Source organism: Pseudarthrobacter adonitolis (genome assembly GCF_055412845.1).
Window position 1 is genome coordinate 1 of record NZ_JBVAYW010000017.1, and the last position, 25458, is coordinate 25458.

22 protein-coding genes and 1 pseudogene are annotated in these 25458 nt (G+C 65.4%); 13 read left to right on the top strand and 10 right to left on the bottom strand.

Annotated elements, in window-relative coordinates:
• The 4 genes and pseudogenes from ACZYZ4_RS14980 to ACZYZ4_RS14995 all read left to right on the top strand — a co-directional run.
• Nucleotides 1–371 (top strand): annotated as a pseudogene (locus ACZYZ4_RS14980) (glycine dehydrogenase (aminomethyl-transferring)); the annotation flags it as partial.
• Nucleotides 372–573: 202 nt separating this feature from the next.
• Nucleotides 574–1647 carry a lipid II:glycine glycyltransferase FemX gene (locus ACZYZ4_RS14985; protein WP_463862144.1) on the top strand — a complete coding sequence of 358 codons (1074 nt, stop codon included), beginning with the start codon at nt 574–576 and terminating at the stop codon, nt 1645–1647.
• An 86-nt stretch (nt 1648–1733) separates the two neighbouring features.
• Nucleotides 1734–3050 carry a peptidoglycan bridge formation glycyltransferase FemA/FemB family protein gene (locus tag ACZYZ4_RS14990; RefSeq protein WP_463862146.1) on the top strand — a complete coding sequence of 439 codons (1317 nt, stop codon included), beginning with the start codon at nt 1734–1736 and terminating at the stop codon, nt 3048–3050.
• 39 nt (nt 3051–3089) lie between these two features.
• Entirely contained in the window at nt 3090–4577 is a 1488-nt protein-coding gene (locus ACZYZ4_RS14995; RefSeq protein WP_463862148.1) for a threonine/serine exporter family protein, read from the top strand.
• Here ACZYZ4_RS14995 and ACZYZ4_RS15000 read toward each other — a convergent pair.
• The 4 genes from ACZYZ4_RS15000 to ACZYZ4_RS15015 form a co-directional block, all read right to left on the bottom strand.
• Nucleotides 4574–5644: a metallophosphoesterase gene (locus ACZYZ4_RS15000; protein WP_463862150.1), complete on the bottom strand. Its 1071-nt coding sequence runs from the start codon at nt 5642–5644 to the stop codon at nt 4574–4576. The two genes, ACZYZ4_RS14995 and ACZYZ4_RS15000, sit on opposite strands and share 4 nt — an antisense overlap.
• A 1-nt stretch (nt 5645) precedes the next feature.
• Nucleotides 5646–7871 (bottom strand): PKD domain-containing protein, encoded by a 2226-nt coding sequence (locus ACZYZ4_RS15005; protein WP_463862152.1) that lies wholly within the window; start codon nt 7869–7871, stop codon nt 5646–5648.
• 175 nt (nt 7872–8046) lie between these two features.
• Nucleotides 8047–8886: a siderophore-interacting protein gene (locus tag ACZYZ4_RS15010; RefSeq protein ID WP_463862154.1), complete on the bottom strand. Its 840-nt coding sequence runs from the start codon at nt 8884–8886 to the stop codon at nt 8047–8049.
• A gap of 14 nt (nt 8887–8900) precedes the next feature.
• Entirely contained in the window at nt 8901–9662 is a 762-nt protein-coding gene (locus ACZYZ4_RS15015; protein ID WP_463862156.1) for a uracil-DNA glycosylase, read from the bottom strand.
• Between the two features lie 133 nt (nt 9663–9795).
• On the opposite strand from ACZYZ4_RS15015, the gene ACZYZ4_RS15020 reads away from it, so the two are divergent.
• The 6 genes from ACZYZ4_RS15020 (at nt 9796) to ACZYZ4_RS15045 (ending at nt 15807) form a co-directional block, all read left to right on the top strand.
• Nucleotides 9796–10125: a DUF3263 domain-containing protein gene (locus ACZYZ4_RS15020; RefSeq protein ID WP_463862158.1), complete on the top strand. Its 330-nt coding sequence runs from the start codon at nt 9796–9798 to the stop codon at nt 10123–10125.
• Nucleotides 10126–10176: 51 nt separating this feature from the next.
• A complete protein-coding gene (locus ACZYZ4_RS15025) occupies nt 10177–10794 on the top strand; it encodes a LytR C-terminal domain-containing protein (RefSeq protein WP_463862160.1) in 618 nt (205 codons plus the stop codon).
• 157 nt (nt 10795–10951) lie between these two features.
• Nucleotides 10952–11158, top strand: coding sequence for a cold-shock protein (locus tag ACZYZ4_RS15030; protein WP_463862162.1), 207 nt, complete (start codon nt 10952–10954; stop codon nt 11156–11158).
• 11 nt (nt 11159–11169) lie between these two features.
• Nucleotides 11170–12435, top strand: coding sequence for an ABC transporter substrate-binding protein (locus ACZYZ4_RS15035; protein WP_463862164.1), 1266 nt, complete (start codon nt 11170–11172; stop codon nt 12433–12435).
• A 291-nt stretch (nt 12436–12726) separates the two neighbouring features.
• The gene (groL, locus tag ACZYZ4_RS15040) at nt 12727–14355 is read left to right on the top strand and encodes a chaperonin GroEL (RefSeq protein WP_058929984.1); all 1629 of its coding nucleotides are present in this window, start codon (nt 12727–12729) and stop codon (nt 14353–14355) included.
• A 450-nt stretch (nt 14356–14805) separates the two neighbouring features.
• Nucleotides 14806–15807: an RNase H family protein gene (locus ACZYZ4_RS15045; protein ID WP_463862165.1), complete on the top strand. Its 1002-nt coding sequence runs from the start codon at nt 14806–14808 to the stop codon at nt 15805–15807.
• Nucleotides 15808–15827: 20 nt separating this feature from the next.
• On the opposite strand, the gene ACZYZ4_RS15050 is transcribed toward ACZYZ4_RS15045, so the two are convergent.
• The 6 genes from ACZYZ4_RS15050 to ACZYZ4_RS15075 all read right to left on the bottom strand — a co-directional run bounded on the left by ACZYZ4_RS15050 (nt 15828) and on the right by ACZYZ4_RS15075 (nt 22995).
• Nucleotides 15828–16115, bottom strand: coding sequence for a WXG100 family type VII secretion target (locus ACZYZ4_RS15050; protein ID WP_058932786.1), 288 nt, complete (start codon nt 16113–16115; stop codon nt 15828–15830).
• Nucleotides 16116–16224: 109 nt separating this feature from the next.
• On the bottom strand, nt 16225–17775 hold the full coding sequence (locus ACZYZ4_RS15055) for a sensor histidine kinase (protein WP_463862168.1): 1551 nt from the start codon (nt 17773–17775) through the stop codon (nt 16225–16227).
• 2 nt (nt 17776–17777) lie between these two features.
• Nucleotides 17778–18488, bottom strand: coding sequence for a response regulator transcription factor (locus ACZYZ4_RS15060; RefSeq protein WP_058929981.1), 711 nt, complete (start codon nt 18486–18488; stop codon nt 17778–17780).
• Nucleotides 18489–18604: 116 nt separating this feature from the next.
• Complete coding sequence (locus tag ACZYZ4_RS15065; RefSeq protein WP_463862170.1) at nt 18605–20248, bottom strand: DNA repair helicase XPB; 1644 nt, start codon at nt 20246–20248, stop codon at nt 18605–18607.
• A 13-nt stretch (nt 20249–20261) separates the two neighbouring features.
• The gene (locus ACZYZ4_RS15070; RefSeq protein WP_463862172.1) at nt 20262–22751 is read right to left on the bottom strand and encodes a helicase-associated domain-containing protein; all 2490 of its coding nucleotides are present in this window, start codon (nt 22749–22751) and stop codon (nt 20262–20264) included.
• 10 nt (nt 22752–22761) lie between these two features.
• Nucleotides 22762–22995 carry a hypothetical protein gene (locus ACZYZ4_RS15075; protein ID WP_252564047.1) on the bottom strand — a complete coding sequence of 78 codons (234 nt, stop codon included), beginning with the start codon at nt 22993–22995 and terminating at the stop codon, nt 22762–22764.
• A 147-nt stretch (nt 22996–23142) separates the two neighbouring features.
• Between ACZYZ4_RS15075 and ACZYZ4_RS15080 the strand changes: the two genes are divergently transcribed.
• Genes ACZYZ4_RS15080 through ACZYZ4_RS15090 form a run of 3 tightly spaced genes read left to right on the top strand, consistent with a single transcriptional unit; the run spans nt 23143 to nt 25454 of the window.
• Nucleotides 23143–23526, top strand: a complete 384-nt coding sequence (locus ACZYZ4_RS15080) for a cold-shock protein (RefSeq protein WP_463862174.1) — start codon at nt 23143–23145, stop codon at nt 23524–23526.
• Nucleotides 23527–23535: 9 nt separating this feature from the next.
• The gene (locus ACZYZ4_RS15085) at nt 23536–24081 is read left to right on the top strand and encodes a DUF3027 domain-containing protein (protein ID WP_463862176.1); all 546 of its coding nucleotides are present in this window, start codon (nt 23536–23538) and stop codon (nt 24079–24081) included.
• 44 nt (nt 24082–24125) lie between these two features.
• Nucleotides 24126–25454 carry an MFS transporter gene (locus ACZYZ4_RS15090; protein ID WP_463862178.1) on the top strand — a complete coding sequence of 443 codons (1329 nt, stop codon included), beginning with the start codon at nt 24126–24128 and terminating at the stop codon, nt 25452–25454.
• Nucleotides 25455–25458 lie beyond the last annotated feature (4 nt).

A 25458-nucleotide genomic window follows, 5' to 3' on the forward strand; every position in this document is an offset into this window, starting at 1 on the left:
CCGGCGTCACCGCGGAGGATGTGGCCAAGCGCCTTATCGACTACGGCTTCCACGCCCCCACCCTCGCCTTCCCGGTTGCGGGCACGCTGATGGTGGAACCGACGGAGTCCGAGGATCTGGTGGAGATCGACCGGTTCATCGACGCGATGATCACCATCCGCCAGGAAATCGACCAGGTGGCCAACGGCGACTTCACCGTGGAGAACAGCCCGCTGCGCCACGCACCCCACACCGCGTCCGCCGTCGTCTCCTCCGACTGGACCCGCCAGTACCCGCGGGAGCAGGCCGCCTTCCCGATCGCCTCGCTCAAGCAGGACAAGTACTTCCCGCCCGTAGGCCGCATCGNACCCATCGAAGAATTCGCGAACTAGTTTCCTCGTGGTTGAGCTTGTCGAAACCGATCTGACAAGCTCGATCACCAGGGACAGGCGCGACCACCGGGGATGTCGCCCGGCCACGAGGATGCCGGGGACCTACCGCCCTAACCGGAGGCTTTAGACTTGTGGCTACATGTCCGCCCGTAGCCACGAGTACAGAACCGCGCACAAACCCCTGAGATTGGACACGGCCCACTTGCGAGAATTCACCGCCCGCTTTGCCACAGCGGAGGAAATTGAGAACTGGGACAAGCACGTCACGGCCAACCCGAACGGCGGCAACATGTTGCAGTCTGCCGCCTACGCGTCCGTAAAGAACGGCAGTGGCTGGACCGCCCGCTTCCTGGTCCTGGAGTCTGCCGGGACCGCCAGCTACAACCTGGTGCTGGAAAAGAAATTCCCCTTGCTGGGCCGCCTGTGGTACCTGATCAAAGGCCCTGACTTGGGTGCTGTCGAGGACCTGAAGCCGGTGTTGGACGCGTGCGCTGCATTCGCCCGGAGCCGGAAGCTCAATGTCTTCACCATCAAGATTGAGCCTGACATCGTGTCCAACCCGGAAGCCCCGGCACAGCTCGCCGCCGTCGGACTGGTGAAGGCCCCGAACATCCAATCCAATGACTCCACCGCGCTGCTGGACATCGCGGCACCGGATAACCAGGTGTTCCGGTCCGTCTCCTCCCGCGCCCGCAACGCGATCCGCCGGGCAGAACGCGAAGGCTGCGCAGTGGTGCAGCAGGAGCCAAGCCCGGACACGTACCGGGCGCTGTATGACCTGATGGCGGACACCGTCAACGCCAAGGGCTCCATGCCGTTGCGCAGCCTCGAGTACTACACCCGGTTCTGGGACGAATTCTGCACCCGCGGCCAAGGCAGCTTCTTCTTTGTTTATGAGGACGGCAAACCCAGTGTGGGCGCCTTTGTGATCAACTACGGATCCAAGGCAACCTACAAGGACGGCGGCTCCACCCAGAACCGGAAGCAGTACGGCGATTCGCACCTGGTCCAGTGGTCGGCCATCCGGAAAATGCAGGAACTCGGCTGCACCGAGTACGACTTCTGCGGCACGCCGCCATCCGGCCTGATCAAGGACAAGTCCCACCACCTGTACGGCATGGGCATGTTCAAGACAAGCTTCACGAAGACGGTTACGGACTTCGTCGGCTGCTACGACTACGTGCTGTCGCCCGTCAGGCACGCCCTTTGGGTCAAGGGCGCGGAACGGATCTTCCGCCGGCTCGAAACCGCACGCACCGGCCAGCAGTTCTACTGACAGCCCACCCGCCACGCTCACCATCCACACCACGAAGGCCAGCGCATGCCCCAGGCGGCAGCGCAGCCATAGATGAGGTTACTTCTGTGAATCCAACCAAGGCCGGAGCCGGCCTCGAGCTCAGCGTCCTCAGCGATGCCGAGTTTGAGTCCTTCTCCCTCAAGCACCAGCAAAACAACTTCATCCAGTCCGCTGACTTCACCCGCTTCCAGCGTGCCCGCGGTCAGGCAGTGGAGCTGTTCGGTGTCAGGCGCGACGGCGACCTGGTCGCCGCCGGCAAGCTCAACTACACCACCAACCGCTGGGGCTACAAGGTTTGCGAGTGCGCCAAGGGCCCCCTCATGGACTACACGGACCCCGCACTGGTGCGTGACGTCGTCGGACTCCTCAAGGAGCGTGCCGCGGAACGCAAGGCTGCCGAACTGCGGATTTCCCCGAACCTGACGTACATCGCCCGCGATGCCGACGGCGCCGAACACCCCGAGATCGTGGACAACAGGCCGCTCGTGGCGGAACTGGCGGGCCTGGGTCTTGAACACCAGGGCTCGGACATGAACTTCGCCAACGTGAACTGGATGTTCATCAAGCAGCTCGACGGCATCACGGACGCCGAGGAGCTCATCATGGGCACCAGCTACCGGACACGGAAGGCCATCCGGAAGGCTGAAAAGAACGGCGTGTTCCTGGAGCAGGCCACCCTTGAAACCCTCGACGAGTTCTACGATTCGCTGAGCACGGCGGGGGACGAGAAGGGCTTTTTCTACCGGGAACGCGAATACTACGAACAGCTCCTGCGGACCACCTCGGCCGAGTTCACCAGACTCATGATGGCCAAGATCGACATCCCCGAGTACCGGAAGTCCATCACCGAACGCCTGGAAGCGGAATCCGCGTCCGCAGCCGAACTCCGCCGTGAAGTGGAAGAGACCGGCAGCAAAAAGAAGGCCAACCGCCTCAAAGTAGTCCAGGATCTCGTGGACAGCTACGAACGCAGCCTCAAGGACATCGAGCGGTTTCCGGACTCGGTGGGCGTGGCAACAGTGGCCGCCATCCACTTCGTCTGCTTCGGGGACGAGGTGGTCTGCGTTATCGGGGGGACCAAGCAGGACTACATCTACTTCAACGGCGCCACGTCCCTGTACTGGGGGATGCTGCTGCACGCGCTGGACAAGGGCTACTCGCGCTACAACTTCTACGGCACTTTCGGCATCCAGGGACAGGACGAAGAAGGCCACGGCGGCTACGAGTTCAAGAAGGGCTTCGGCGGCGACGTGGTCCAGCTGCTGGGAGACTTCGTGATGCCGGTGCGGCCCGTAGCCTTCCAGGCCAACCGGCTGGTCCGTGCGGCCATCGGCGCGGCCCGCACGCTGCTGGGCAAACTGCCACTGAAACGTCAGGCCTAGCACCAACCCACGAAGTGCAAGAAAGGGATCAGCACCAAGGTGACCGATCGACCTGAAAATCCAAGGCGCAGGCCACCCACCGACGGCCTGCCCAAAACAGAGCCGCTTACAGCGTCCCAGCTTCGCCAGGACGCGGCGGCCACGCGGATGCTGCGGCGCCTGGTCCGGGGGGAAAACCCGCCGACGGCGCCGATGAGCATTGTGGACAGGCTCGCCGGAAGCCCCTACGCCAACCCCATGATCCAGGTGGGAGGCGTGGACACCTCCGCACGCAAGACCCTGGACTTTGCCCTGCACCTGGCCGAGACCATGTTCCGGTACGGGGCAGGCGCTTTGGAGGTGGAGACGAGCATCATTGCCGTCACAGCGGCGCTGGGGCTGAAAAACATCGAAGTGGACATCACCAACCAGTCGGTGGCCATCAACTATGCGCCCAAGGACCAGACGCCCATCTCGCTGCTTCGGGTGGTGCGGTCCTGGACGAACAACTATGCCGGGCTGGCCAAGGTACACCGGCTGGTGACTGACATCGTGGCCGGGGGAGTGGGCCGCGATGAGGCCATCCGCCGGCTGGACGAGGCCATCACCAGCCCCAAGCCCTTCCCGCGCTGGATGGTCACCATAGCCTTCGGCGTGTTCGCCGCGGTCTTTGTGGGCGTGCTCGGCGGAGACCCGGTGTCCTCGGGTATCGCCTTCGTAGCCAACATCGGCGTCAGCCTGCTCGCCCGCCAATTGGGCCGGTGGCGGGTTCCGGACTTCTTCACGACGGCGGCATGCTCCTTCGGCGTTACGCTCTCCGCGTTGCTGTTGTGGCGCTTTGACCTCACCAATGCACCGGCGATTGTGGTGGTGGGCGGCATCCTCCTGCTGCTGCCCACCGGACGCCTCGTCTCCTCGGTCCAGGACGCGATCAACGGTTTTCCCGTGACCGCAGCGGGACGGTTCCTGTCCACCCTGCTGACGTTCGGCGCGATTGTGGCCGGGATTGCGGTGGCCTTTGTGGTGGGCGCGATGACCGGAATGCAGCCCATCAGTGTCACGCAGACGTTCCCGCCTTCCTACGACCTTTGGGTCCTGGTGATCTTTATCGCCGTCGCCGTGATGGCCATCGGCGTGACGGAGCAGACCTCGTGGGAGCTGCTGCTCCCTACCGCAGGCGTGGGCGTGGTGGGCTATTTTGTGCTGCTGGGTGCTGCGTCCCTCGGCGTCGGTGACAGGTTCTCCCCGGCGCTCGCCGCAGTCGTCATTGGCCTGCTGGCGCGGGTGGTGGCGCTGAAGATGGGGGCACCCCAGCTGGTGGTGGCCGTCCCGGCGGCCCTGATCCTGCTGCCCGGGCTGACCATTTTCCGGTCCATGTATGTGCTGACCATCGAGGAATCCGAGATCCTCCTCGGCGCCGGCGGCATGCTCAACGCCGGCGCGATCGTCCTGGGCACCGCAGCCGGCATTGTCCTCGGCGACACCCTGGCCCGGCCCCTGACACGCAGCCTGGCCAGCAACGAACGCCGCCGCGCCCGGCGCCGCTAACGCTCAATCGCGAAGGCATCGGTGAAGGTGAACCCGGCGGCCGGCACAAAACGTGCGTCCAGGCGTGAGTCCGTCACCATCACGTCCAACGTTCCCAGGGCCCGATCGTCGTTTTTTCCTGACCAGACAGCAAACAGGCCGGCCTCAGGATCGTCCGCCTGGACGTCGTGAAGCCCGGCGCCGCCCACACCGACCGTGACAAAGACCGTGCCCCGCCCTTGGGCAAGTCTGTTGTCGGCGTCGGCAACGCAATCGTCCCGGGCCGCTCCGGGCACCAGCACGGGGCAACGTGCAGTCAGGCTGAGCTGACGGGTTCGCTGATAGACATGTTCGTGGCCGGTGAGCACAAGGTCCACGTTCTTGCTGACCAGCATGTTCGTCAGTTGCTCCCCTGGCTGGCAGCCGTAGTGTCCCATGCTGAAGCACGGCGTGTGCATGCCCACCACCGTCCACGGGATATCGGCGGCACGGGCTCCATCAATGGCGGATTCGGTCCAGCCCCAGCGGTCACTGCCTGGGGAATAATCCAGGGGCTCTCCACCGGGGAAATCAATGCCGGGAGAAATAAGGATGAACCTCACCAGGGGCCGTTCCTGGGGGACGTCCACGTACCACTGGGTTCCGTACGCTCCCTGCAGCCCCGGGAGTCTGTTGGGCAGGCATTCGGCGAACTTGCCGATGTCGCCGTCGTGCCCGTCGCTTTCGTGGTTGCCCGTGATCAGCTCGTACGGAAAATCCTTGCCAAGTTTCCGCGTGACCATGTCGCAGAAGGCTTGCTCAGCGCCGGCCTGATAGGAAAGGTCGCCCAGCACTATGTTGAGATCCGGCTTCAACCCGGCGATCACATCGAGCACTGCCCTGGCTCCGCCGCCCATGCCGATGTCCCCGGCTGCGGTGAAGTGAACCGACCTCGAGTCGGAGGCTGGCTGTTCCTGTGGCGCGGGTGGGCCTTCTGATGCCGGCTGGCACGCTGAGCCGGCTAGGCAAATGAGGGTGGCCCAGGCCAAGGCCTCCCAGGTCCGGGCCGCCGCGGATGCTGCCCTGGCGGAATGGTTCCGGGCCGCCATGTCAGCCGGCAGGCTTCAGCGCGGCGCGCCAGGCGCCACTTGCCTTCACCGTGCTGAAAGTCCAGGTTGCGGTGCCCGTGGCGCCCGCTGTGGCCTGGGGCCGGTCTGCTGCTTGGGCTATCTGCCCGCCGGTGGCTTCCCAACGCTCGGTCCAGCCGCTGGGCGGGGTGGTTCCGGGCGTGCCGCTGTCGTAGCCGATGCCTCCGATGAGCATGGCGCCGTTGCTCGCCGTCGTGATGCTTGGAAGGGTGATGCTGGTGGCCGAATAGCTGGTGTCGACGGCGGTCGCCACCGGGCTGTCCAGCGGCGTGGCCTGGTTGACGCCGCGGTAGGCGGTGATGCCTCCACCCCATTTGGCGGCCGTGCCAAGGCTCCAGGTGTACGATGCAGGATCCGACGCACCCACGACGTGGTAATAGGCGAAGATCCGGGCGCCAGAGGTGGCGGAGCTGTTTACTGACAGGCCGTTCACCATGGCCGTCCAGCCCGCCGGAGCGGTGACGGCCGGATTCAGATCCGTCGTGATGGACGCGACCAGGACGTCGCCGGCCGCCGCCGCCGTCGGCCGTATGAGCGTCACGGATGGTGTGGCGGTGGTCGAGGAGTTGGTGGAGGTCCCGACGGCGGTAACGGCACCTGAACCTCCTCCTCCCGCGGTGACGGTGATCGTCGCGCTCGCCGACGTCGACCCTGCGCTGTTGGCCGCGGTCAAAGTCGCCGTGTAGGTGCCCGCGGCGGAGTACTGGTGTGAAGGCGACTGTGAAGTCGACGTACCGCCGTCGCCGAACGTCCAGGACCACGACGTCGGCGAACCGGTGGACGTATCCGTGAAGCTCACCGGCAGAGGTGCCGTTCCCGATGTGGGTGACGCCGTGAAGGCGGCTACCGGGGCGGTCGGTACGGGGGCGGTACCGAGCGGCCGGTCGGAGTACCAGTAGCGCTTGGTGACGTTGTTGGTTGCCATGACCACGACGCCGGTGGAGCTGTTGACGGCCTGCTTGGTGGAGGTGACGTCATTGATGTAGGCCGACGAGCCGTCCTGGATCACCGGTGTCCCGCGGCCGGCGCCAAAGACCGGCTTGTCCATCGATGCTATCTTCTCGTAGATGCTGCCTGCTGCCCCGGAAAAAGCGCAGCCGCTGGTGGACGGTGCCGTGTGGAATGCATGAACAGTGTTGTTCTGCGTGTCCAGAACTATCTGGGGGCGCGTCACACAATCCCCCACGGTCGCGATGGTGGACCTGGTGAACGAGCCGGTACCGGGTTTGAAGACGAGCAGCTGCAGCTGTGGCCGTGTCGGGTCCGAGGAGGTGACGTCCATGCTGGTTTTAGTTGCGGCGTAAACCCTCCCGGAAGGGTCTGCCAGCAGTGCCTTGAGGTTCAGGTGATCCTCGGCCTGCCCGGTGCCCTTGACTGCCGGCTGGACCCTCCAGGACGAGGTCGCCGTCGGTGCGGTGCCATCGGTACGCGTGGCCCACCACATGGCCCCGTTGAGTTGGTCACTCCACATCACGCCGATCTTGTTGTTCCCATAGGACACCACGGCCGAGATGTCGTCGGGGCCAGGGCGGGGGTTTACCACCGGCAACACGAAGGGTGTTGACCAGCTGGTCCCGCCGGGGGCGGAAACGTTCATGTAGACCGTATTGGTATACCCGGACGAGGAATTTCCTGCCACCTGCGTCCACGTGGCCCAGATCGCCCCGGTCGAATCCCGGTCGATCGTCATGGATTCGGTGCTGTTGTTGGAGATGGTGGTCGGGAAACCTGCGTCCAGTGTGTACTCGCCGGCGGCGTAGCTGTAGCGGTACAGCTTGGCTGGCTGCCCCGAAACCGAGGGCTTGGGCGCGGCATCCCCGGATACGGTCACGACGTGGGACGCGATGTAGAGGTGGGAGCCGTCCCACAAGGTGTCGGCCAGGGTATTTGCACGGCTATCGTTCCGCAACCCGGTGTCCACCCACTTCTTGGCCCCGCGGTCCAGGCGGTAGATGTGCCACCCACTGCCTGTGGTCCACATGTCGGCCCACCACGAACCGTCGTTCCACCAGAGTTTGCTCTGCGGCTTGTCGGAGGTGGGTGGGTTGGCTACACCGGAGTAGCTGATGCTTTGAGTGCCGTAGGTGGTCGCGCCCTGGGCCGCTGTCGAGGTGAACACCGCAGTTCCAGCCAGTGCGAGGCAGAAGGCAAAAACCTGGGTGAGGAAACGTTTGGTCGTTGAATTCATGACGGCTCCCAGAGACGCTCGAACGGCGTAACCGGCAGCCTGATCAGCGGTTGCCAGAGTGCCATCTAGGGTGAGCGTAGGCCGCTGTGAGCCGCTCCGCAAGGTTCCGGACCATCAATTAGGAGATGGCTTAGGGGTTAGGGGTTAGGGTGCGGGGCCGGCCAGGCCTGCGTGGTCAGATCTTCCCGACCGGGAGTTTCTTCTCGGCCTGGAAGTCGTCCTCCACTCGGCCCTGGGCCCAGTAGCCGGACAGCGATACCTGGCTCCGTTCAAGGCCGCGCTGGACGAAAAACACATCCCGCAGGCCCTTCATATAGCCGCGCTCGCCATGGGCAAAAACGCCAACCCGGCCGGTGGGCCACTCGGCGTCGGCCACCGCTGAGACCAGGAGGTCCCCGGCTCCGGCCGGAGCGCCGTTGCGGCGGAGCCAGGTAACCTGAACCCCCGCCGGGGACGCAAGGGGCTGGATGTCGGCATCGCCATCCACCTCGATAAACGCCAGGCCGGTCGCTTCCGCCGGCAACGATTCGATGGCGGCGGCGATCGCGGGCAGTGCGGCTTCATCGCCGGCAAAGAGGTACCAGTCAGCGTCGGGCGCCGGGTTGTAGGCACCGCCCGGGCCGGTGAAGGTGAAGGTGTCGCCCGGCCTGGCGGCAGCCGCCCACGGGCCGGCCAGCCCCTCGTCGCCGTGGATCACAAAGTCAATGGCGAGTTCCTGGGCCTCGGTGTCCACCCAGCGGACCGTGTAGGTGCGGGTGAAGGGCCACTGCTCGCGGGGCATGGTTTCGCGGATGGTCCACAGGTCCAAGGGCTGGGCATAAGCAACGCCTGGCTGCGGGAAGACAATCTTGACGTAACGGTCCACGAAGCTGTTGTTCACGTAGGCGGCAAAACCTTCGCCGCCGGCCACGATCCTGACCATGCGGGGCGAGAGTTCTTCCCGTCGAATAACAGTGAGATCGATCTGCGGACGTGTATTTTTCGTGGCGCTGGTGGCGGCCGGAACAGTGCTCATAAGGTAACCCTAAGCTAAGGGACCGGGGGGAGTTCCCAGGTTACGCCAGGGCATCCCTGGTCCCGCAGCAGCTGGTTGATGGCGCTGAAGGGCCGGGATCCGAAGAATCCGCGCGACGCCGACAATGGGCTGGGGTGGGCGCTGGACACGACCGCCGTGTCCGACAGAAGGGGCAGGACACTCTCTGCGTCCTTGCCCCACAGCACTGCCACCAGCGGCGCCGGGCCGCCGTCGGACGTGCGCCGGCTGGCAACCGCGGTGACTGCCGCCGTCGTGATGGCCTCCCAGCCTTTGCCCCGGTGGGAGCCGGCAGCCCCGGCGCGGACGCTCATGACCCGGTTCAGCAGCAGTACCCCTTGGCTGGCCCAGGCGGACAGGTCGCCGTGGGCGCGCCCGGGAAGGCCGAGATCGGCCTCCAGTTCCCGGTAGATATTGGCCAGGCTCCGCGGGATGGGGCGGGTCCGCCCGTCAACGGCGAAGGACAGGCCGATCGCGTGGCCCGGCGTCGGGTAGGGGTCCTGGCCCACTACCAGGACCTTCACGCCAGCCAGCGGCTGCCGGAAGGCACGCAGAACGTTCGACGGCGCCGGCAGCACCTGGTGCCCCGCGGCAATTTCGGTGGCCAGGAAGCTCAGGACGCCGCGCAGCTCACCCTCTACGGGGCCCAGCGCCTCCGCCCAGTCAGCCGCCATCAGCTCACTGAGCGGCAAAGCGGCCATCTCGGCAAAGCCAACGGCCTCCGCCGGCAGTTCGAACAGCGCGTCAGAATCAAACACGCTCCCATTCTCGCAGGGTTACCGGCCACTGCAGCCGGGACGCAAATGACAACCGTGTTATTCACGCCGTAGCATGGGGAGGAGATTTTGAAACTTAACCGGTGATTCAGCGAGACCAGCGAAGGAGTGTGCCGTGGCGGAACCTGCTCGGGAACACGTGCCGGAGCCGGAGGAGCGCGACTCTTTGCTGGCGGAATTTACGCTCCGTGACTCCCCGTTGAGCGAGCGCGACCAGCAGATGCTGGCACTGGAGCGGCAGTGGTGGAAGTACGCGGGGGCCAAGGAACAGGCCATCAGGGAGCTGTTCGATCTGTCCGCGACCCACTACTACCAGCTACTCAACGCCCTCATTGACACCGAGGCCGCACTGGCCCATGACCCCATGCTGGTCAAGAGATTGCGTAGACTACGTACGTCGCGTCACCGGGCACGCACTGCACGACGTCTGGGTTCCGACGCCTGACCAAGCTCGTGCTGAGCCATCAGCAGCAATCAACAAGGACGTCTCCCCACCATGACCAAATACGCTCGGGATGAATTCGATAAGGTTCCGGAGTCTGCCTCGCGGCAGGGCGTCCACCGTGCGGCCTCAGCGCCCGCCCGCCGCAAGCTGTGGCCCATCCTTGCGGTGGGGATTCTGGCATTGGCCATCGGAGTGGTGTCCTTCCTGATCCTTCCCAAGCTCGGGTTCACCCAGGCCGGCAGTGAAGCCTCCACCAGCCTGGAATCAACCGCGGCACCCGAGGCAAGCGCGGCGCCGTCGGTCACCGCTGAAGCTTCCGCGAACCCGGAGCCCTCTGAGAGCCCGGACGCCGAGCCCAGCGCTTCGCCCAGTAACATTCCCTCCGCGGTTGTGCTGGACAAGACCCAAGGCGTAGCCATCTACAACGCCGCCGGTACGGCCGGGCTCGCCGGACGCATCAGCTCGATGGTCCAGGCCGATGGCTGGACGCTGGGCCAGGTGGGGAACTGGGGCGGCGCACCGCAGCAGACATCCGCAATCTTCTATTCAGGACCGGCGCAGAAAGCCAACGCCGAAGCAGTCTCCGAACTCCTAAGCATCCCTACCCTGGTGGAGAGCCAGGAGTTCCAGGTTCCGCTGGTTGTTGTCCTGGGCCCGGACTACCGGTGACACTTCCCGGTTACGCCTGAATAACTTTTGGGCACCGGAGCGGCCGTGTGGCTCGGCCCGCCGGATGGCTTGTCGCTAGAGTGATTTCAGGCTTCGGTCCGTAACAAGCGGCACACTTCCGACGGGGACCGACGGCACGACGGAAAGAGTGGACATCATGGCAGTGGGAACGGTTAAGTGGTTCAACGCCGAAAAGGGCTACGGCTTTATTACGGTGGACGGCTCCGGGGACGATGTCTTTGTGCACTGGTCGGCCATTGAGGGCGAAGGTTACCGGGCCCTGGACGAGGGACAGCGCGTCGAGCTTGAAGTCGGTGAAGGCGAGAAAGGCCCGCAGGCAGAAAACGTCCGGCCCACGCAGTGATCTCCCGCAGCTTGCGCTCAACTGTTGTCCGCACAACTACGGGGGCGGCAGTCCTATTGGCCTTGGCCGGCTGTGCCGGAGCAGGCGGCAACGCCCGCGTTGAATCCGCTGAAGCATCCGGTGACGGGACGCTGCGGATCGGGCTGATCCAGGACAGCACAGGGGAGCAGGCCTTCCTCAACGACTCGCAGCTCGCCGCGGCCCAACTTGCCATCAAGGAAATCAGTGCGGCCGGCGGCCACAAGGGCAGGCCTGTTGACCTGGTGGTGGGCTCCGGTGATGGCGCAGATGCCCAGGCCAGGAATCTGGCCTCAGCCAAGGTTGATGCGGTGATCGGACCCACGGATTCGAGTCACGCCGCCGCCGCCATCGACGTCCTCTCGGCCGCGCGCGTCCCGCTCGTCTCGCCGGCCAACTCCGCTGCCGGCCTGTCCCGCTACAAGAGCGGCGGCTATTACTTCAGGACGGCGGCGGCGGACGTTGCCCAGGCCTCGGTGCTGGTGAAACTGGCCAAGGATGGCGGCGCCAAGAGCCTAGCCGTGGTCCACCAGGACAGTGCCTACGGCAAGGACGTTTCGGCCGCGGTGACCGGCGCCGCCAAGAACGCCGGCCTGAAGACGGTCTCCACCACCGCATTCAAGCCCGGCGACGCCGGGAACGCGGCAGTCGCTGCCAAGGCCGCCACGCCTGACGCCGTGGTGTTGATCGCCAGGGACGATGCCCAGGGCACCCTCGCAGAGCTCAATAACGCGGGGCTGTCGGGCAAGAGCATCATCCTGAGCGACGGCGCCTTCGCCCAATACGGTTCGGGGCTGGGATCCAAGGCCCTCGACGGCGCCCGTGCAGTGGTGCCTGGCCTGCTGCCGTCCGCGGACTTCCAAGCCCGGCTTGTTTCGGTCGACTCTTCATTGAAAGACCTTTCGTTCGCCGCAGAGACCTACGACGCCGTGAACCTCGCGGTCCTGGCGGCCGCGAAGGCTGACGACGACGCCGGCCGCTCCATCGCCGCCCACCTGATCGCCGTGTCCGGCGGGACAACCGGCGGGCAGCCCGCCGCGCAGGCTTCCGGCCCGGCCACCAAGCCTTGCCTGTCCTACGCCGACTGCCTCGCTGTCCTGAAGACCGGGGAAGACATTAATTACGACGGCGAATCGGGGCCGGTTGCGTTCGATTCCAACGGTGACATCACCACGGCCAACTACATGGTGTTCACCTACGGCGCAGACAACAGGGCAGTGCTCAGCGGCCGTGAGGCGGCAGGCCGGGCCGCAGGCTGATCGCCAGTGGCGAACGGGGCGCCCTGACAGCGCGATTTGCGGGGTCTTTCGCTTGCACTCTCACCTAGGGAGTGCTAATTATTGAGTTAGCACTCCTACGTACCGACTGCTAAAGCAACGTCCGGTTTGTCCGGCAGCGGAGTTTGGCGGCGGTCGTGGAGCGAGAGAAATACCTACCTGGAGTGAGATTCCCAGCCGCGGCATACAGAGGCCGCCGGTGAAGGATCGTCCGTCGCGGGCACTGCAGTGAGGTTCATTCTTAACGACTGTCCCGAAAGGACTACTGCCGTTATGGCCAAGATCATTGCATTTGATGAAGAGGCACGCCGCGGTCTTGAGCGGGGCCTGAACATCCTCGCCGACGCCGTCAAGGTCACCCTCGGCCCGCGTGGACGCAACGTCGTCCTCGAAAAGAAGTGGGGCGCCCCCACGATCACCAACGATGGTGTTTCCATCGCCAAGGAGATCGAGCTGGACGACCCTTACGAAAAGATCGGCGCCGAGCTGGTCAAGGAAGTTGCCAAGAAGACGGACGACGTCGCTGGCGACGGCACCACCACGGCTACCGTGCTGGCGCAGGCCCTGGTCAAGGAAGGCCTGCGCAACGTCGCGGCCGGCGCTGACCCGCTGTCCCTCAAGCGCGGTATCGAGAAGGCTGTCGCGGCCGTCACGGTTGAACTGCTGGCCTCCGCCAAGGAAATCGAAACCAAGGAAGAGATTGCGGCTACTGCCTCCATCTCCGCCGGTGACGACGAAATCGGCGCGCTGATCGCTGAAGCCCTGGACAAGGTGGGCAAAGAAGGCGTCATCACCGTCGAGGAGTCCAACACCTTCGGCCTGGAGCTCGAGCTCACCGAAGGCATGCGCTTCGACAAGGGTTACATCTCCGCTTACTTCGTTACCGATACTGAGCGCCAGGAAACAGTCCTTGAGGACCCGTACATCCTGATCGTCAACTCCAAGATCTCCAACGTCAAGGAACTGGTTGCTGTCCTGGAAAAGGTCATGCAGTCCAACAAGCCGCTGCTGATCATTGCCGAGGACATCGAGGGCGAGGCCCTGGCCACCCTGATCGTCAACAAGATCCGTGGCACCTTCAAGTCCGTTGCCGTCAAGGCTCCGGGCTTCGGCGACCGCCGCAAGGCCCAGCTGGCCGACATCGCTGTACTCACCGGTGGCCAGGTCATCGCCGAGGAAGTCGGACTCAAGCTGGAGACCGCCGGACTGGAACTCCTGGGACGCGCCCGCAAGGTTGTTGTCACCAAGGACGAGACCACCATCGTTGAAGGTGCCGGCGACGCCGACCAGATCGCTGGCCGCGTTTCCCAGATCCGTGCCGAGATCGAAAACTCCGATTCGGATTACGACCGCGAGAAGCTGCAGGAACGCCTGGCCAAGCTGGCCGGTGGCGTTGCAGTCATCAAGGCCGGTGCCGCAACCGAGGTTGAGCTCAAGGAACGCAAGCACCGCATTGAGGACGCTGTCCGCAACGCGAAGGCTGCCGTTGAAGAAGGCATCGTCGCCGGTGGCGGCGTTGCACTGATCCAGGCCGGCGCCAAGGCGTTCGCGAACCTGAACCTGACAGGTGACGAAGCGACCGGTGCGAACATCGTCCGCGTTGCCATCGACGCCCCGCTGAAGCAGATCGCTTTCAACGCCGGCCTCGAGCCTGGCGTTGTTGTCGACAAGGTCCGTGGCCTGCCTGCAGGCCACGGCCTGAACGCAGCAACCGGTGAATACGTCGACCTGCTGGCTGCCGGCATCAACGACCCCGTCAAGGTAACCCGCTCTGCCCTGCAGAACGCGGCTTCCATTGCCGGTCTGTTCCTCACCACCGAGGCCGTTGTGGCCGACAAGCCGGAGAAGAACGCTCCGGCCATGGGTGGCGGCGACGACATGGGCGGCATGGGCGGCTTCTAGCCCCCAGCGCCCGGAATCCGTTCCGCGCAAACCATAATGCGGCCCCCTCCACTGGAAGGGGCCGCATTTGTTTTTGCCTGGCTGATGACCTGTGGGCCGGCGCCTGGTTGCCTGGCGTGCCCGGTGACCTGGCTTGCCGGCGAGCTCCGCTACTTGCCGCAGCCTGTGGCAAGCAGTTAAGCAGCGACGGCGACTGCGCCGAACTGGAACTTCCTGCGGCTGATGGCCCGAATCTTCATTGATGAGCCTTCCTCAAAAGGGTGAAGGTCCACCACACGCGTGTTCCCGTGACGGCGTCGGTGCCGGTGGGGAAGCCTCGACTGAGAAAGCGCTTTCCTGGTCAGGATTCCGATTCTGCCGCGCTTCGACTTCAGCGTCAAGACATTTCGGTAAGCGGTTTCCCGAAAGTTGGCTGAACCGGTTGCCGGCGCCGTCTGGCAGGATGGTTCCGTGACAATTACTGCAGCGGCCGACGGTTCGGCTTTAGGAAATCCCGGCCCGGCCGGTTGGGCCTGGTACGTGAACGACGACTGCTGGCGGGCCGGGGGATGGCCGCACGGCACCAACAACCAGGGCGAGCTGATGGCCGTCCTTGACCTGTTCCGCGCCACCGCCCACGTCCCGGAGGAGGATTTGCGGGTCCTGTGCGACAGCCAGTACGTGATCAACTCCATCACCAAATGGATGCCGGGCTGGAAACGCAAGGGCTGGCGCAAGGCCGACGGCAAACCCGTCCTGAACGTGGAGCTGCTCAAGGAACTGGACCGCGAAATTTCCGGCCGGAAATACACGTTCGAATGGGTCAAGGGCCACGCAGGCCACGACCTCAATGAGGCAGCCGATGTCCGCGCGCGTGCCGCCGCCACCGCGTACCAGCAGGGTGTGGCTGCCCGTTCCGGCCCAGGATTCGCGGGAGCCCCGGCAGCGGTTGACCCGGCGGTTGATAGCCGGGTCGCCGTCAGCTCTGGGGCAGGCACTGCAGTGACCAGCCCCGCCGGTCAGAGCTCGTACGGCCAGGACCTCTTCAACCAAGGCCCCTACGACGAGCCGGACCTCTTCAGTGAGCTGGAGAGCGACTCCTTCGTCCCGTCGGAGTCCGCCGGGACTGAGATGAGCCCCGAAGCGATGGTCGAGGCCCTCGAACACGAATTGTCGGGCCCCGACATCCGTGGCGACATCGGCCGCACCGGCGTCCTCCTGCACCCTGATTTTATGGAAATCGGAACCTCGGGCAGAGTATGGACCCGTGATGCCACGATGATGGCGCTGGAAGAGGAACCCGGCCAGCACACTGAACTGGAGATCCTGGGCGCGGACCGCATCGGCACCAGCGCGATCCTGCTGACCTGCCGAAGCTACTCGCGCTCAGGCACGGCTCTTCATAGCTCACTGTGGGTCTTGGACGGCAACAGATGGCGGCTCCGATTCCGCCAGGAGACACCGGAGGCTTAGAGGCCATTTCGGCTGCGGACTCAGCTGAAACGCTGGGTGTTGCCCTGCTCGGCCTGGGCATAGGTGGACGCTGCTGATGCTAGAGCCATGTTGATGGATGCCAGCGACGCCTCCACCTTGCCCTGGGTGAGTGTCCACTCGGTCACCAGGGCCTGGAAGTTGTTGGCAGCCGAGCCCCGCCAGGTGGACTGCAGCTCGTCTAGGCCGCGTTTCATGGTCTGCACGTCGGAGCTGATCCGGTCCACGGTTGCTTTGACGTTGGCCGACTTGAGCTGAAGGAGTTCGGTGTCGACGGAAATGATGCTCATGGCTTGCTGCCTCTCGAAGTAGTGGGACAGCATCTGCTGCCCGCCCGGCTGCTCCGGGCCACTACAGCGAGCCTACGGACGGGCACTGCCCGCACGCCACGCTCCATGGCTATATGTGGATAACTTTGCCATCTCCGTGGCCTCCGTCCAGGGGATCTCCATCCTGCGCGGCCGATCCACCCGGATGGGCCTCCCTCAAGCGGTCGCCGCCGGCGTGAGCCTCGTCGGTGGCGTCGTCCCGGACAGGCAGGCTGACCACCAGCGTGGCCCCGCCGCCGTCGGTCTTTTCCACCCTGACGGACCCGCCGTGCGATCCCACGATGGCAGCCACAATCGCGAGCCCCAGGCCGCTGCCACCGGTCTCACGCGTCCGAGACGTGTCCGCGCGGTAGAAACGCTCGAACACCTTGGACGCGTCCTCTTCGGAGATGCCAGGGCCGTGGTCACGGACCTCGATCACGGCGAGCGGCGGCCCGCCGTCGGAGGTCCGGACCCCGACGGCGAGTTCGATCGGGCTGCCGTCCGGGGTGTAGCGCAAGGCGTTCCCCACGAGGTTCCCCACCACCTGTCGCAGTTTTGCTTCGTCACCGAGCACCGGCGCGGGGGCGGCCGGAACGTCACCAAGGCCTGTCAGGGAGATGGGGCGCGAGCGGTCGCTCGCCTGCGTGTCCACCACTGCATCGTGGGCAATCAGCTGCAGGTCAACGGGCTTTTGCTGGAGCGGGCGCTGTTCGTCCAGGCGCGCCAGCAGGAGGAGGTCCTCCACCATTGAACCCATCCGTTTGGCTTCGCTTTCGATCCGCCCCATGGCCGTGGCCACGTCCTCCTCGGTGGCCAGCGCGCCATGGCGGTAGAGCTCGGAGAAACCCCTGATGGTCACGAGCGGGGTACGCAGCTCGTGGGAGGCGTCGGCCGCGAACCGGCGCATTCTGCCTTCGGAGGCTGTCCTGGCGGCGAAGGCCGTCTCGATATGCGCCAGCATGGCGTTCAGCGAGCTGCCGAGCCGCCCCACTTCGGTGCCGGGATTTTCGACGTCCACACGCCTGGAAAGGTCGCCGGCGGCGATGGCAGCTGCGGTCTTTTCCACCTTGGCCAATGGCCGGAATGACCGTGACACGGTCCAGCTGGCGATCAGGGAGGCCAGCAGCAAGGTGAGCAGGCCAACGCCGGTGACCACCAGGGTGGCGTGCTTGAGGACGTCATCCACGCTTTGCAGCGGCAAGCCGATGACAACCACGGCAGGACGGCCGATATAGAGCACGGTCACCGCGACCACCCGCCAGTTCTGGCCGTCGGTGCCACGCACCTGGTAAGGACGCGCGCCCCGGTCCTGGGCGTCCTCAACGGAGATGGTTGAGATGTCGGGGTGGTCATCCGGATCGCCGCCCAGCAGCTGGGGGTCCTCATTAGGGGTGTATAGGATCAGCGAGTAGTCGGTGGGGACCATCGGGTTGGTGGGTGCCTGCAGCTGGGTGAACGAGCGCTGCTTGCTGGCGAGGTCGACGGCGGCGTACAGCTTGTCATCCACCTGCGCCTGGAGGTAGCTGTGCAGCAGGGTGAGGGTGCCGGCGCCGGTTGAGGTCAGGGCAACAATCAGCAGTGCCATGATCATGGCCACCAGCTGAGACCTCAACGAGGCCGATTTCCACCGCTGCAGCAAGGTCAGCGCTTCTCTGCCGTCCGGAGCACGTAGCCGACTCCGCGTTTGGTCTGGATCAGGGCCGGAGCGTCCGGATCGATGTCCACTTTGCGCCGGAGATAGGAGATGTAGGACTCCACGATCGAGGCGTCGCCGTTGAAGTTGTACTCCCAGACGTGGTCAAGGATCTGGGATTTCGACAGCACCCGGTTGGGGTTCAGCATGAGGTACCGGAGGAGCTTGAACTCCGTGGGGGAAAGTTCGATCACGGTGCCGCCGCGGCGCACTTCGTGGGCGTCGTCGTCGAGCTCCAGGTCGTCCACCCGGATCACTGCGTCGTCGTCGAGCAGGGGCTGCGTGCGGCGCAGGACCGCGCGGATGCGGGCGACTACCTCGTCCAGGCTGAACGGCTTGGTGACATAGTCATCCCCGCCCACCGTGAGGCCGGTGACCTTGTCCTCGGTGTCGTCCTTCGCCGTGAGGAACAGGACCGGGAAGTGCTTGCCCGAAGCCCGCAGCTTGCGGGTGACGGTGAAGCCGTCCATGTCCGGCAACATCACATCCAGCACCGCCAGATCGGGCGCGTGGAGCTCGGCGGCGGCCAGCGCGTCACGGCCGTTGGCGGCAGAGACCACCTCGAAGCCTGCGAAGCGGAGCGAGGTGGACAGCAGCTCGCGGATGTTGGGTTCGTCATCAACAACTAGCAGCTTGGCTTCTGGGCCGGTCTTCTTCATGCTCCCATCATGCTCCCAGAAACTGTGAGTTTTCTGGATGGATGGTGGGTGTTCCATGGGGAGCCCGCTCGTGGCGGTGACCATCCGGATCGCTGGACAGGAACAACGGCCAACATTTAGGCGGCGCCGACGTCCTTGGCATCCATGATCCGGTACGCATAGCCCTGCTCTGCCAGGAAGCGCTGCCGCTTGGCCGCGAAATCCTGGTCCAGGGTGTCCCGGGCCACCAGCGAGTAGAAGCGGGCCGCCCGGCCGTCCTTCTTGGGGCGCAGCAGGCGGCCCAGCCGCTGGGCTTCCTCCTGCCTCGACCCAAAAGAACCGGAGACCTGGATGGCCACCGAGGCCTCCGGCAGGTCGATGGAGAAGTTGGCCACCTTGGACACCACCAGGGTTTTCACGTCGCCGGCGCGGAATGCGTCGAAGAGCTTCTGCCGTTCCTTGACGGACGTATCGCCCTTGATGACGGGAGCCTGCAGGCGCTCGCCGATCTCGTCCAGCTGATCTATGTATTGCCCGATCACCAGCAGTTGCTCGCCCTGGTGCCGGGCCACCAGCTGTTCGACAATCAGGGTCTTGGACTCGGACGTGGCGCACAGCCGGTACTTGTCCGCGTCCTCGGCCATGGCGTAGGCCACGCGTTCGTCCCGGGGGAGGTCAATGCGGACCTCCACACAGTCCGCGGGGGCGATGTAGCCCTGGGCTTCGATGTCCTTCCAGGGTGCGTCGTACCGCTTGGGCCCGATCAGGCTGAAGACCTCGCCTTCGCGGCCGTCCTCGCGGACCAGCGTGGCGGTGAGGCCCAGCCGGCGGCGTGCCTGCAGGTCCGCGGTCATCCGGAAGATCGGAGCCGGCAGGAGGTGGACTTCGTCATAGATGATGAGGCCCCAGTCGTGGCCATCCAGTAGCTCCAAGTGCGCGTACAGGCCGCCGCGTTTGGTGGTGAGGACCTGATAGGTGGCGATGGTGACCGGGCGGACCTCCTTGACCGCGCCCGAGTACTCGCCGATTTCATCCTCCGTCAGGGACGTCCGCTTGAGCAGCTCGTCCTTCCACTGCCGGGCGGCCACCGTGTTGGTCACCAGGATGAGGGTGGTGGTGGAGCTCGTGGCCATGGCTGCGGCACCCACCAAAGTCTTTCCCGCACCACAGGGCAGCACCACCACGCCGCTGCCGCCAGCCCAGAAATTCTCGGTGGCGAGCTGCTGGTACGGGCGGAGCTTCCAGCCGTCCTCGTTCAGGGCGATCAGGTGGGGTGTGCCGTCCACGTAGCCGGCCAGATCCTCCGCCGGCCACCCGATTTTCAGGAGCAGCTGCTTGAGCTGGCCGCGCTGGGAAGAGTGGATGACAATGGTTTCGCCGTCGATCCGCGGCCCCAGCAAAGGCTGGATTTTTTTGGCCCGGATGACCTCCTCCAACACCGGGTAGTCGTCCGTGCGCATCACCAGGCCGTGCTGCGGGTCCTTCTCCAGCCGCAGCCGCCCGTACCGGGACATGGTCTCTTCGACGTCGATCAGTAGCGAATGCGGCACGGGGAACCGCGAGTATTTGAGCAGGGTGTCCAGGACCTTCTCCGCGTCCAGGCCGGCGGCGCGTGCGTTCCACAGGCCCAGGGGCGTCAGGCGGTAGCTATGCATGTGCTCCGGGGCGCGTTCCAGTTCGGCGAAGGGGGCGATGGCGTGGCGCGCCTCGGTGGCCAGTTCGTGGTCCACTTCGAGCAGGATGGTTTTGTCACTTTGGACGATCAGCGGGCCGTCGTTCACGCGGGGGAGTCCTTCACTGGCGCAGTTCTTCTGCGGCCTCAATGTCGATAATGCGGTGGATGGAGAGTACCCGCTCGGTTTCCTTGGCAGGATCGAAGACCCTGACGCGTCCGCCGTTTACGGAGAGGGGAACAACTGTCTCCAGGCAGGAATTCCCCTGGCTGTCCACCACGTTCATGCTCACGCGCTGCTTGAACCGGATAGCCCGCTGCAGGGTCTCCAGACCAAGCTGGGTCGCAGCTTCGCCGGAGCCAGGCACTGCATTTGTGTGGTTTCCGTTGGCTTCGGCCCGCCTGGTCCGCAGGACGGCCAGCTGGGCAGCGACGTCGTCCTCGGCGGGCGCGGTCCGCGGCGCTGTGTAGACGGGGCGGGCGCTGCCCGGAACGCCTGTGGTGCGGCGGAGCCGGACCACTCCGGGCTCGGCCTGGTCCACCGACGGCGAGAGGCCTAATCCGCGCAGGACGTGCACTGTTTCCCGCGGCGGAGCAGTGGAGATCAGCACCGTAGGCGCAATCCGGGCCAGCCCCAGCCCAGCGGCTTTGGACTCCGCCGCCAGCTCCAGCACCGTTGCCTCATCATCGCTTTGGATAAAGCTGGCGGCCGTTCCCACCCGGAGCCGGCCGTGCCGGGACGCGGTGTCCTCCACCAGGTATTCCAAGGGTTGGGGCACGGTCGTTGCCGAATGCTCACGCAGGAACTCCAGCAGGCTCGACGCGTCATGCCCGGCGTCCAACGCCCGCCGGACCGAGGTGGCGGAGAACCGGTAGATGGTGGCGGGCCCCTGCCCCTCGGCGTCGGCCATTACCAGCAGCTTTTCGGCCAGCTCCGGAGCCAGATAACCCGGGGCAACTGCCGTCAGGTCCGCCTGAAGCAGGACATGATTCAGTGCCGCAGGCAGATGCTCGCCCAGGATGCCCAGGGCTTCGTCCGGGTTGTCTTCGGCAATGGCGCTACCCAGTTGGCTCAACGCACCGGAGCCGATCAGTCCCAGCAGCTCCGCTTCCGCCAGCACCCCCCTGATCAGGGAACTGAACCGGCGCGCCATCCGCGGCTGCGTCCATTCAGCCCGCTGGAGCACTGCCGCGGCATCCAGGACCGGTGCCGTGCCGTCCGAAGCGGCAGCCTCCTGGGTGAGCTCGTCCAGAATTTCCAGGATCCGCTTCCTGACCACCGGGGCGTCCGGGCGCTGCGCCTCGGCTGAAAGGGCATTGACGGTGTTCCCGGGCAGGGCGCGGTGCGGGGCGGGGACGCCGCCGGGGCCGTTAACGGGCTGACCCACCAGTGAGGGCACACGCTCGCTCGCGAGCCATGCGGTGACCAGCCACAGCCACTGCTCCTGGCGGGGGAGGGCCAGCCACTCCAGCTGCGGGGGCTGCACCCAAAAGGAAGAGTCCACATCAAGGCGCAACAGGCCGGAGAGGGCGCTGAGCTCCAGCAGCAGGCCCGCCCGGTGCTGGTCGATGCGCAGCCTCTCGGCGAGCCGCTTCATTTCCCGGACACCGACGCCGCCGCTGCGCAGCGTGGCCAGCGGCTGTTCGCGGACGGCATGGAGGAGATCACCCACCAGCCGGAGGGTTTCGGCGATGGCGCCCAGCGCCGCGTTCCGGCGAAGCGCAGCGGTGGTGCTGCCCAGCTCCGGAACAGGAGGGGAAAGGGAGAAGTCATTGATGATGGCGCCGCCGCGGAGCGACAGCCCCACGCTGTGCGGCAGTTCCACGTGCGCGGCGTCCAGGGGGACCAGCAGGCCCCGGGCCAGGAGCCAGTCAACGGGCCCGACGTCGGCGCCCTGGTTCGAGACCGACGCTTTCCGTTGCGCCTGGGGGACGGCACCCATGGCCCAGTTGCGGAATTTGGCGAGCAGCGCCGTCGTGCGTTCCGGGGCTCCGGCCAAAGCCTCGCTGAGTGCCTCGGGCGAGGACGTCCAATGCTGCAGCGCAAGGGCTGCCTCCATGGGTGTGGTGGCGTTCTGGATGGAGACGCCGCTGCGGTGCAGCTCGGCAACGAGCTGGACTACCCGCTGGGCAAACGCGGGCTGAAGCCTGACCAGTTCGGTGTAGCTGCGCCCCAGCCCCGCAGGATAGATTCCCACCACGTCCTTGAGGCTTCCCACCGGCAGGTAGTACCGCTGCCGGTGGCCCGAAACCGCCGTTCCATGCGGCGGCTCTGCCCGGTGCACCAAAGCCAGTTCCTGCAGCGAGGCCAGGATGCGTTCCAGCGCCGCCACCGTGGATCCTGCAATAAGTTTCCGGACGCCCGCCGCCGAGGCGCTGTGTTCGGTGTCTGTGTTGGTGCAAAGATGCAGGGTTTCCAGCACCTGCATCTGTGGCCTATTAAGCCGCTCGAGCGCGCGCTGGACGCTGACCCGCGCGCTGGCCCGGGCGGCCAGGGCGGAAAAGTCAGGAACTGCGGGGGACATAAGGTCCGGCCGCGCTGCGAAGAGCGCCCGCAACGAGTCATCGCTGCGTGCTTCCAGTTCTTTGCTGAGTGCGCGGATAAGGGACATCAGTCCAACGTTACCGCCCGCTGGACTTTCCTGCCCGGCGCCGGCCAGCCACGCTGTCCAGGACCAGGAAAAGCATCAGCAGGAACGCAACAGGCAACCCGTACAGGGCAGTGGCGGTGACCCAGGCAGGAGCAGCGGAGCCTGCGAAGGCCAGTGCCATAACTGCTCCCACCGCCACGAGGGAAAGCATGGCAACAACCGCTGCGCAGATCATCAGTGGGCGCCGGTATCGCGAGGGTGTCATGCAGGTAACGCTAACAGCCGGGCGACCGGTAACCTTAGGAACAGACCAACACGGTCCGTCGCTGTCATACCCTGAACCCGCACATCAGTGCGGATGCTGTGACTGCCGGCCGTGTCAGAAGACGTCAGAACGAAGAAGGTTGATTACGTGCCTACCGGCAAGGTCAAGTGGTATGACAAGGAAAAAGGTTTTGGATTCCTCGCAGGCGAGGACGGCCAGGAAGTCTTCCTGCCCAAATCATCGCTGCCCGAAGGCATCACGGAGCTGAAGGCCGGCACGCGGGTTGAGTTCGGCGTTGCCGACGGCCGCAAGGGTGCGCAGGCCCTGGGCCTGCGCGTCCTGGACAAGACGCCGTCCATCGCCAAGGCCAAGCGGTCCAGCGCCCGGGACCTTGCGCCGCTCGTCCAGGATCTGGTCAGCGTGCTGGACAACCTCTCCGGAACGCTGTCCGCGGGCAAGTACCCGGAAGGCAACAAGGGCAAGGCCATCGCGGGTGCCCTGCGTAAGGTTGCCGACGAGCTGGACGTCTAGGTCTTGGCCATGAACGCGGAAGCTGAACAGCCGGACACCACGGCAGCGGAGAAGGTGAGCGCCAAGGCCGAGGCCAAGCGTCGTGCTGGCGTGCCCGTGTGGCGTACCGGTAAGCCAGATGCCTTCCTCGCTGCTGCCGTTGGCGAGGCGCGAACCGCCATCGAAGGCATCACGGCGGCGTCGGACATCGGTGCGCACCTGGCTGCCAAAAGTGAGGGCGACCGCCTGGTCACACACCTCTTCGAATCAAAGCTGCCCGGTTACCACGGCTGGCAGTGGTACGCGGTCCTGACCAGGAACTCCCGCTCCAAGGTGGTCACGGTCAGCGAGCTTGGTCTCCTGCCGTCGGAGGACTCCACGCTCTCCCCGGAGTGGGTGCCGTGGGCCGAGCGCGTCCGACCCGAGGACGCTAGGGCGGCAGAGGAAGAGGAGTCACCCGCTGCGGAAGCTTTCGCTCCGGAGCCTGACGCTTCGCAGGCTGAGGCTGACACTCCCGGGTCCGAAGGCCAGGACGAAGGATCCGAAGACGACGACACTGCCGGCGAGGCTGACTAGCAGTTGACACTGCGCAGGGTTGAGAATCAAGAGGGCCGGCAGTGATGTCCACCTTCAAATCCCTGCACATCCTCAACTACCGGATCTGGTTCATCGGCGCGCTGGTTTCCAACATCGGAACCTGGATGCAGCGCACGGCTCAGGACTGGCTGGTGTTTGACCACCTCACCGATCACGACGCCGGAGCCATGGGCATCACCATGGCACTACAGCTGGGGCCACAGCTGTTCCTGGCGCCCGTCGCCGGCCTCGTGGCGGACCGCTTCAGCCGCCGGCAGCTGCTGGTCATCACGCAGTCGCTGATGGCACTCCTGAGCACCGGCCTTGGCATCCTGGTGGTGCTCGGCGCCGGCCAGCTGTGGCATGTCTACGCCTTCGCCCTGCTGCTGGGCATGGTCTCCGCCCTCGATGCCCCGGTCCGGCAGACCTTCGTTTCTGAACTCGTGCGGGACGACTACCTGCCCAACGCCGTGGCCCTGAACAGCGCCTCCTTCAATGTCGCCCGGATGATCGGGCCCGCTGTGGCCGGGGTCCTCACCGTGGCGGTAGGTCCCGGCTGGGTGTTCCTGATCAACACCTGCACCTTTCTGGCCATGCTCCTGAGCCTGTGGAAGATTCCCCCCGCGTCACTGCGCCAGCTTCCCCGGGCGGCCCCGGGGAAGGGTCGCATCCGGGAGGGGCTGCGTTATGTCAGGTTCCGGCCGGACATTGTGGTGGTTCTCGTCGCCGTGTTCATCGTCGGAACACTCGGGCTTAACTTCGTGCTGTTCATCGCCGCCATGGTGGGCACGGAATTCGGGCTGGACGCCAGCGCCTTCGGGCTCATGAATTCCATCATGGCCATCGGTTCCGTCGCCGGCGCGCTGCTCTCCGCCGGCCGCGGAAAGCCCCGCTTGCGGATGATCTTTGGCGCGGCAGCTGCCTTTGGGATGACGTCGGGACTGGCCGCGCTTGCCCCGGACTACTTCTGGTTCGGCGTCGCGCTGGTGCCCGTCGGCCTGTTCGCGATCACCATGATGACCAGTGCCAACGGTTATGTCCAGACCACCACCGACCCCGTCATGCGCGGAAGGGTAATGGCCCTGTACATGGCCATCTTCATGGGCGGCACACCCATCGGCGCCCCACTGGTGGGATGGGTGGCCAACGTCGCCGGCCCCCGGTGGTCGCTTGCCGTGGCGGCCGCCTCCGGGATCATCGCCGCCGTGATCGGAATGATTTGGATCATCCGCGCCCAGCAGCTTCGGCTCACCTTCAACAGGCGCGCCCGCGGCCTGCGGTACTTCGGCGTTGAGTCCCTTCGTCCCGCCGCAGGCATTAACGACGACGGCGCCGCCCGGGTTGCACACCCGGACGACGCCGACCAGCCCTGACCGC

What these genes read in the sequence shown, in the direction of transcription:
- ACZYZ4_RS15000 (WP_463862150.1), bottom strand. Translation starts at nt 5,644, where the DNA reads ATGGCGGCCCGGAACCATTCCGCCAGGGCAGCATCCGCGGCGGCCCGG.
- ACZYZ4_RS15005 (WP_463862152.1), bottom strand. Translation starts at nt 7,871, where the DNA reads ATGAATTCAACGACCAAACGTTTCCTCACCCAGGTTTTTGCCTTCTGC.
- ACZYZ4_RS15010 (WP_463862154.1), bottom strand. Translation starts at nt 8,886, where the DNA reads ATGAGCACTGTTCCGGCCGCCACCAGCGCCACGAAAAATACACGTCCG.
- ACZYZ4_RS15025 (WP_463862160.1), top strand. Translation starts at nt 10,177, where the DNA reads ATGACCAAATACGCTCGGGATGAATTCGATAAGGTTCCGGAGTCTGCC.
- ACZYZ4_RS15030 (WP_463862162.1), top strand. Translation starts at nt 10,952, where the DNA reads ATGGCAGTGGGAACGGTTAAGTGGTTCAACGCCGAAAAGGGCTACGGC.
- groL (WP_058929984.1), top strand. Translation starts at nt 12,727, where the DNA reads ATGGCCAAGATCATTGCATTTGATGAAGAGGCACGCCGCGGTCTTGAG.
- ACZYZ4_RS15050 (WP_058932786.1), bottom strand. Translation starts at nt 16,115, where the DNA reads ATGAGCATCATTTCCGTCGACACCGAACTCCTTCAGCTCAAGTCGGCC.
- ACZYZ4_RS15060 (WP_058929981.1), bottom strand. Translation starts at nt 18,488, where the DNA reads ATGAAGAAGACCGGCCCAGAAGCCAAGCTGCTAGTTGTTGATGACGAA.
- ACZYZ4_RS15070 (WP_463862172.1), bottom strand. Translation starts at nt 22,751, where the DNA reads ATGTCCCTTATCCGCGCACTCAGCAAAGAACTGGAAGCACGCAGCGAT.
- ACZYZ4_RS15075 (WP_252564047.1), bottom strand. Translation starts at nt 22,995, where the DNA reads ATGACACCCTCGCGATACCGGCGCCCACTGATGATCTGCGCAGCGGTT.
- ACZYZ4_RS15085 (WP_463862176.1), top strand. Translation starts at nt 23,536, where the DNA reads ATGAACGCGGAAGCTGAACAGCCGGACACCACGGCAGCGGAGAAGGTG.
- ACZYZ4_RS15090 (WP_463862178.1), top strand. Translation starts at nt 24,126, where the DNA reads ATGTCCACCTTCAAATCCCTGCACATCCTCAACTACCGGATCTGGTTC.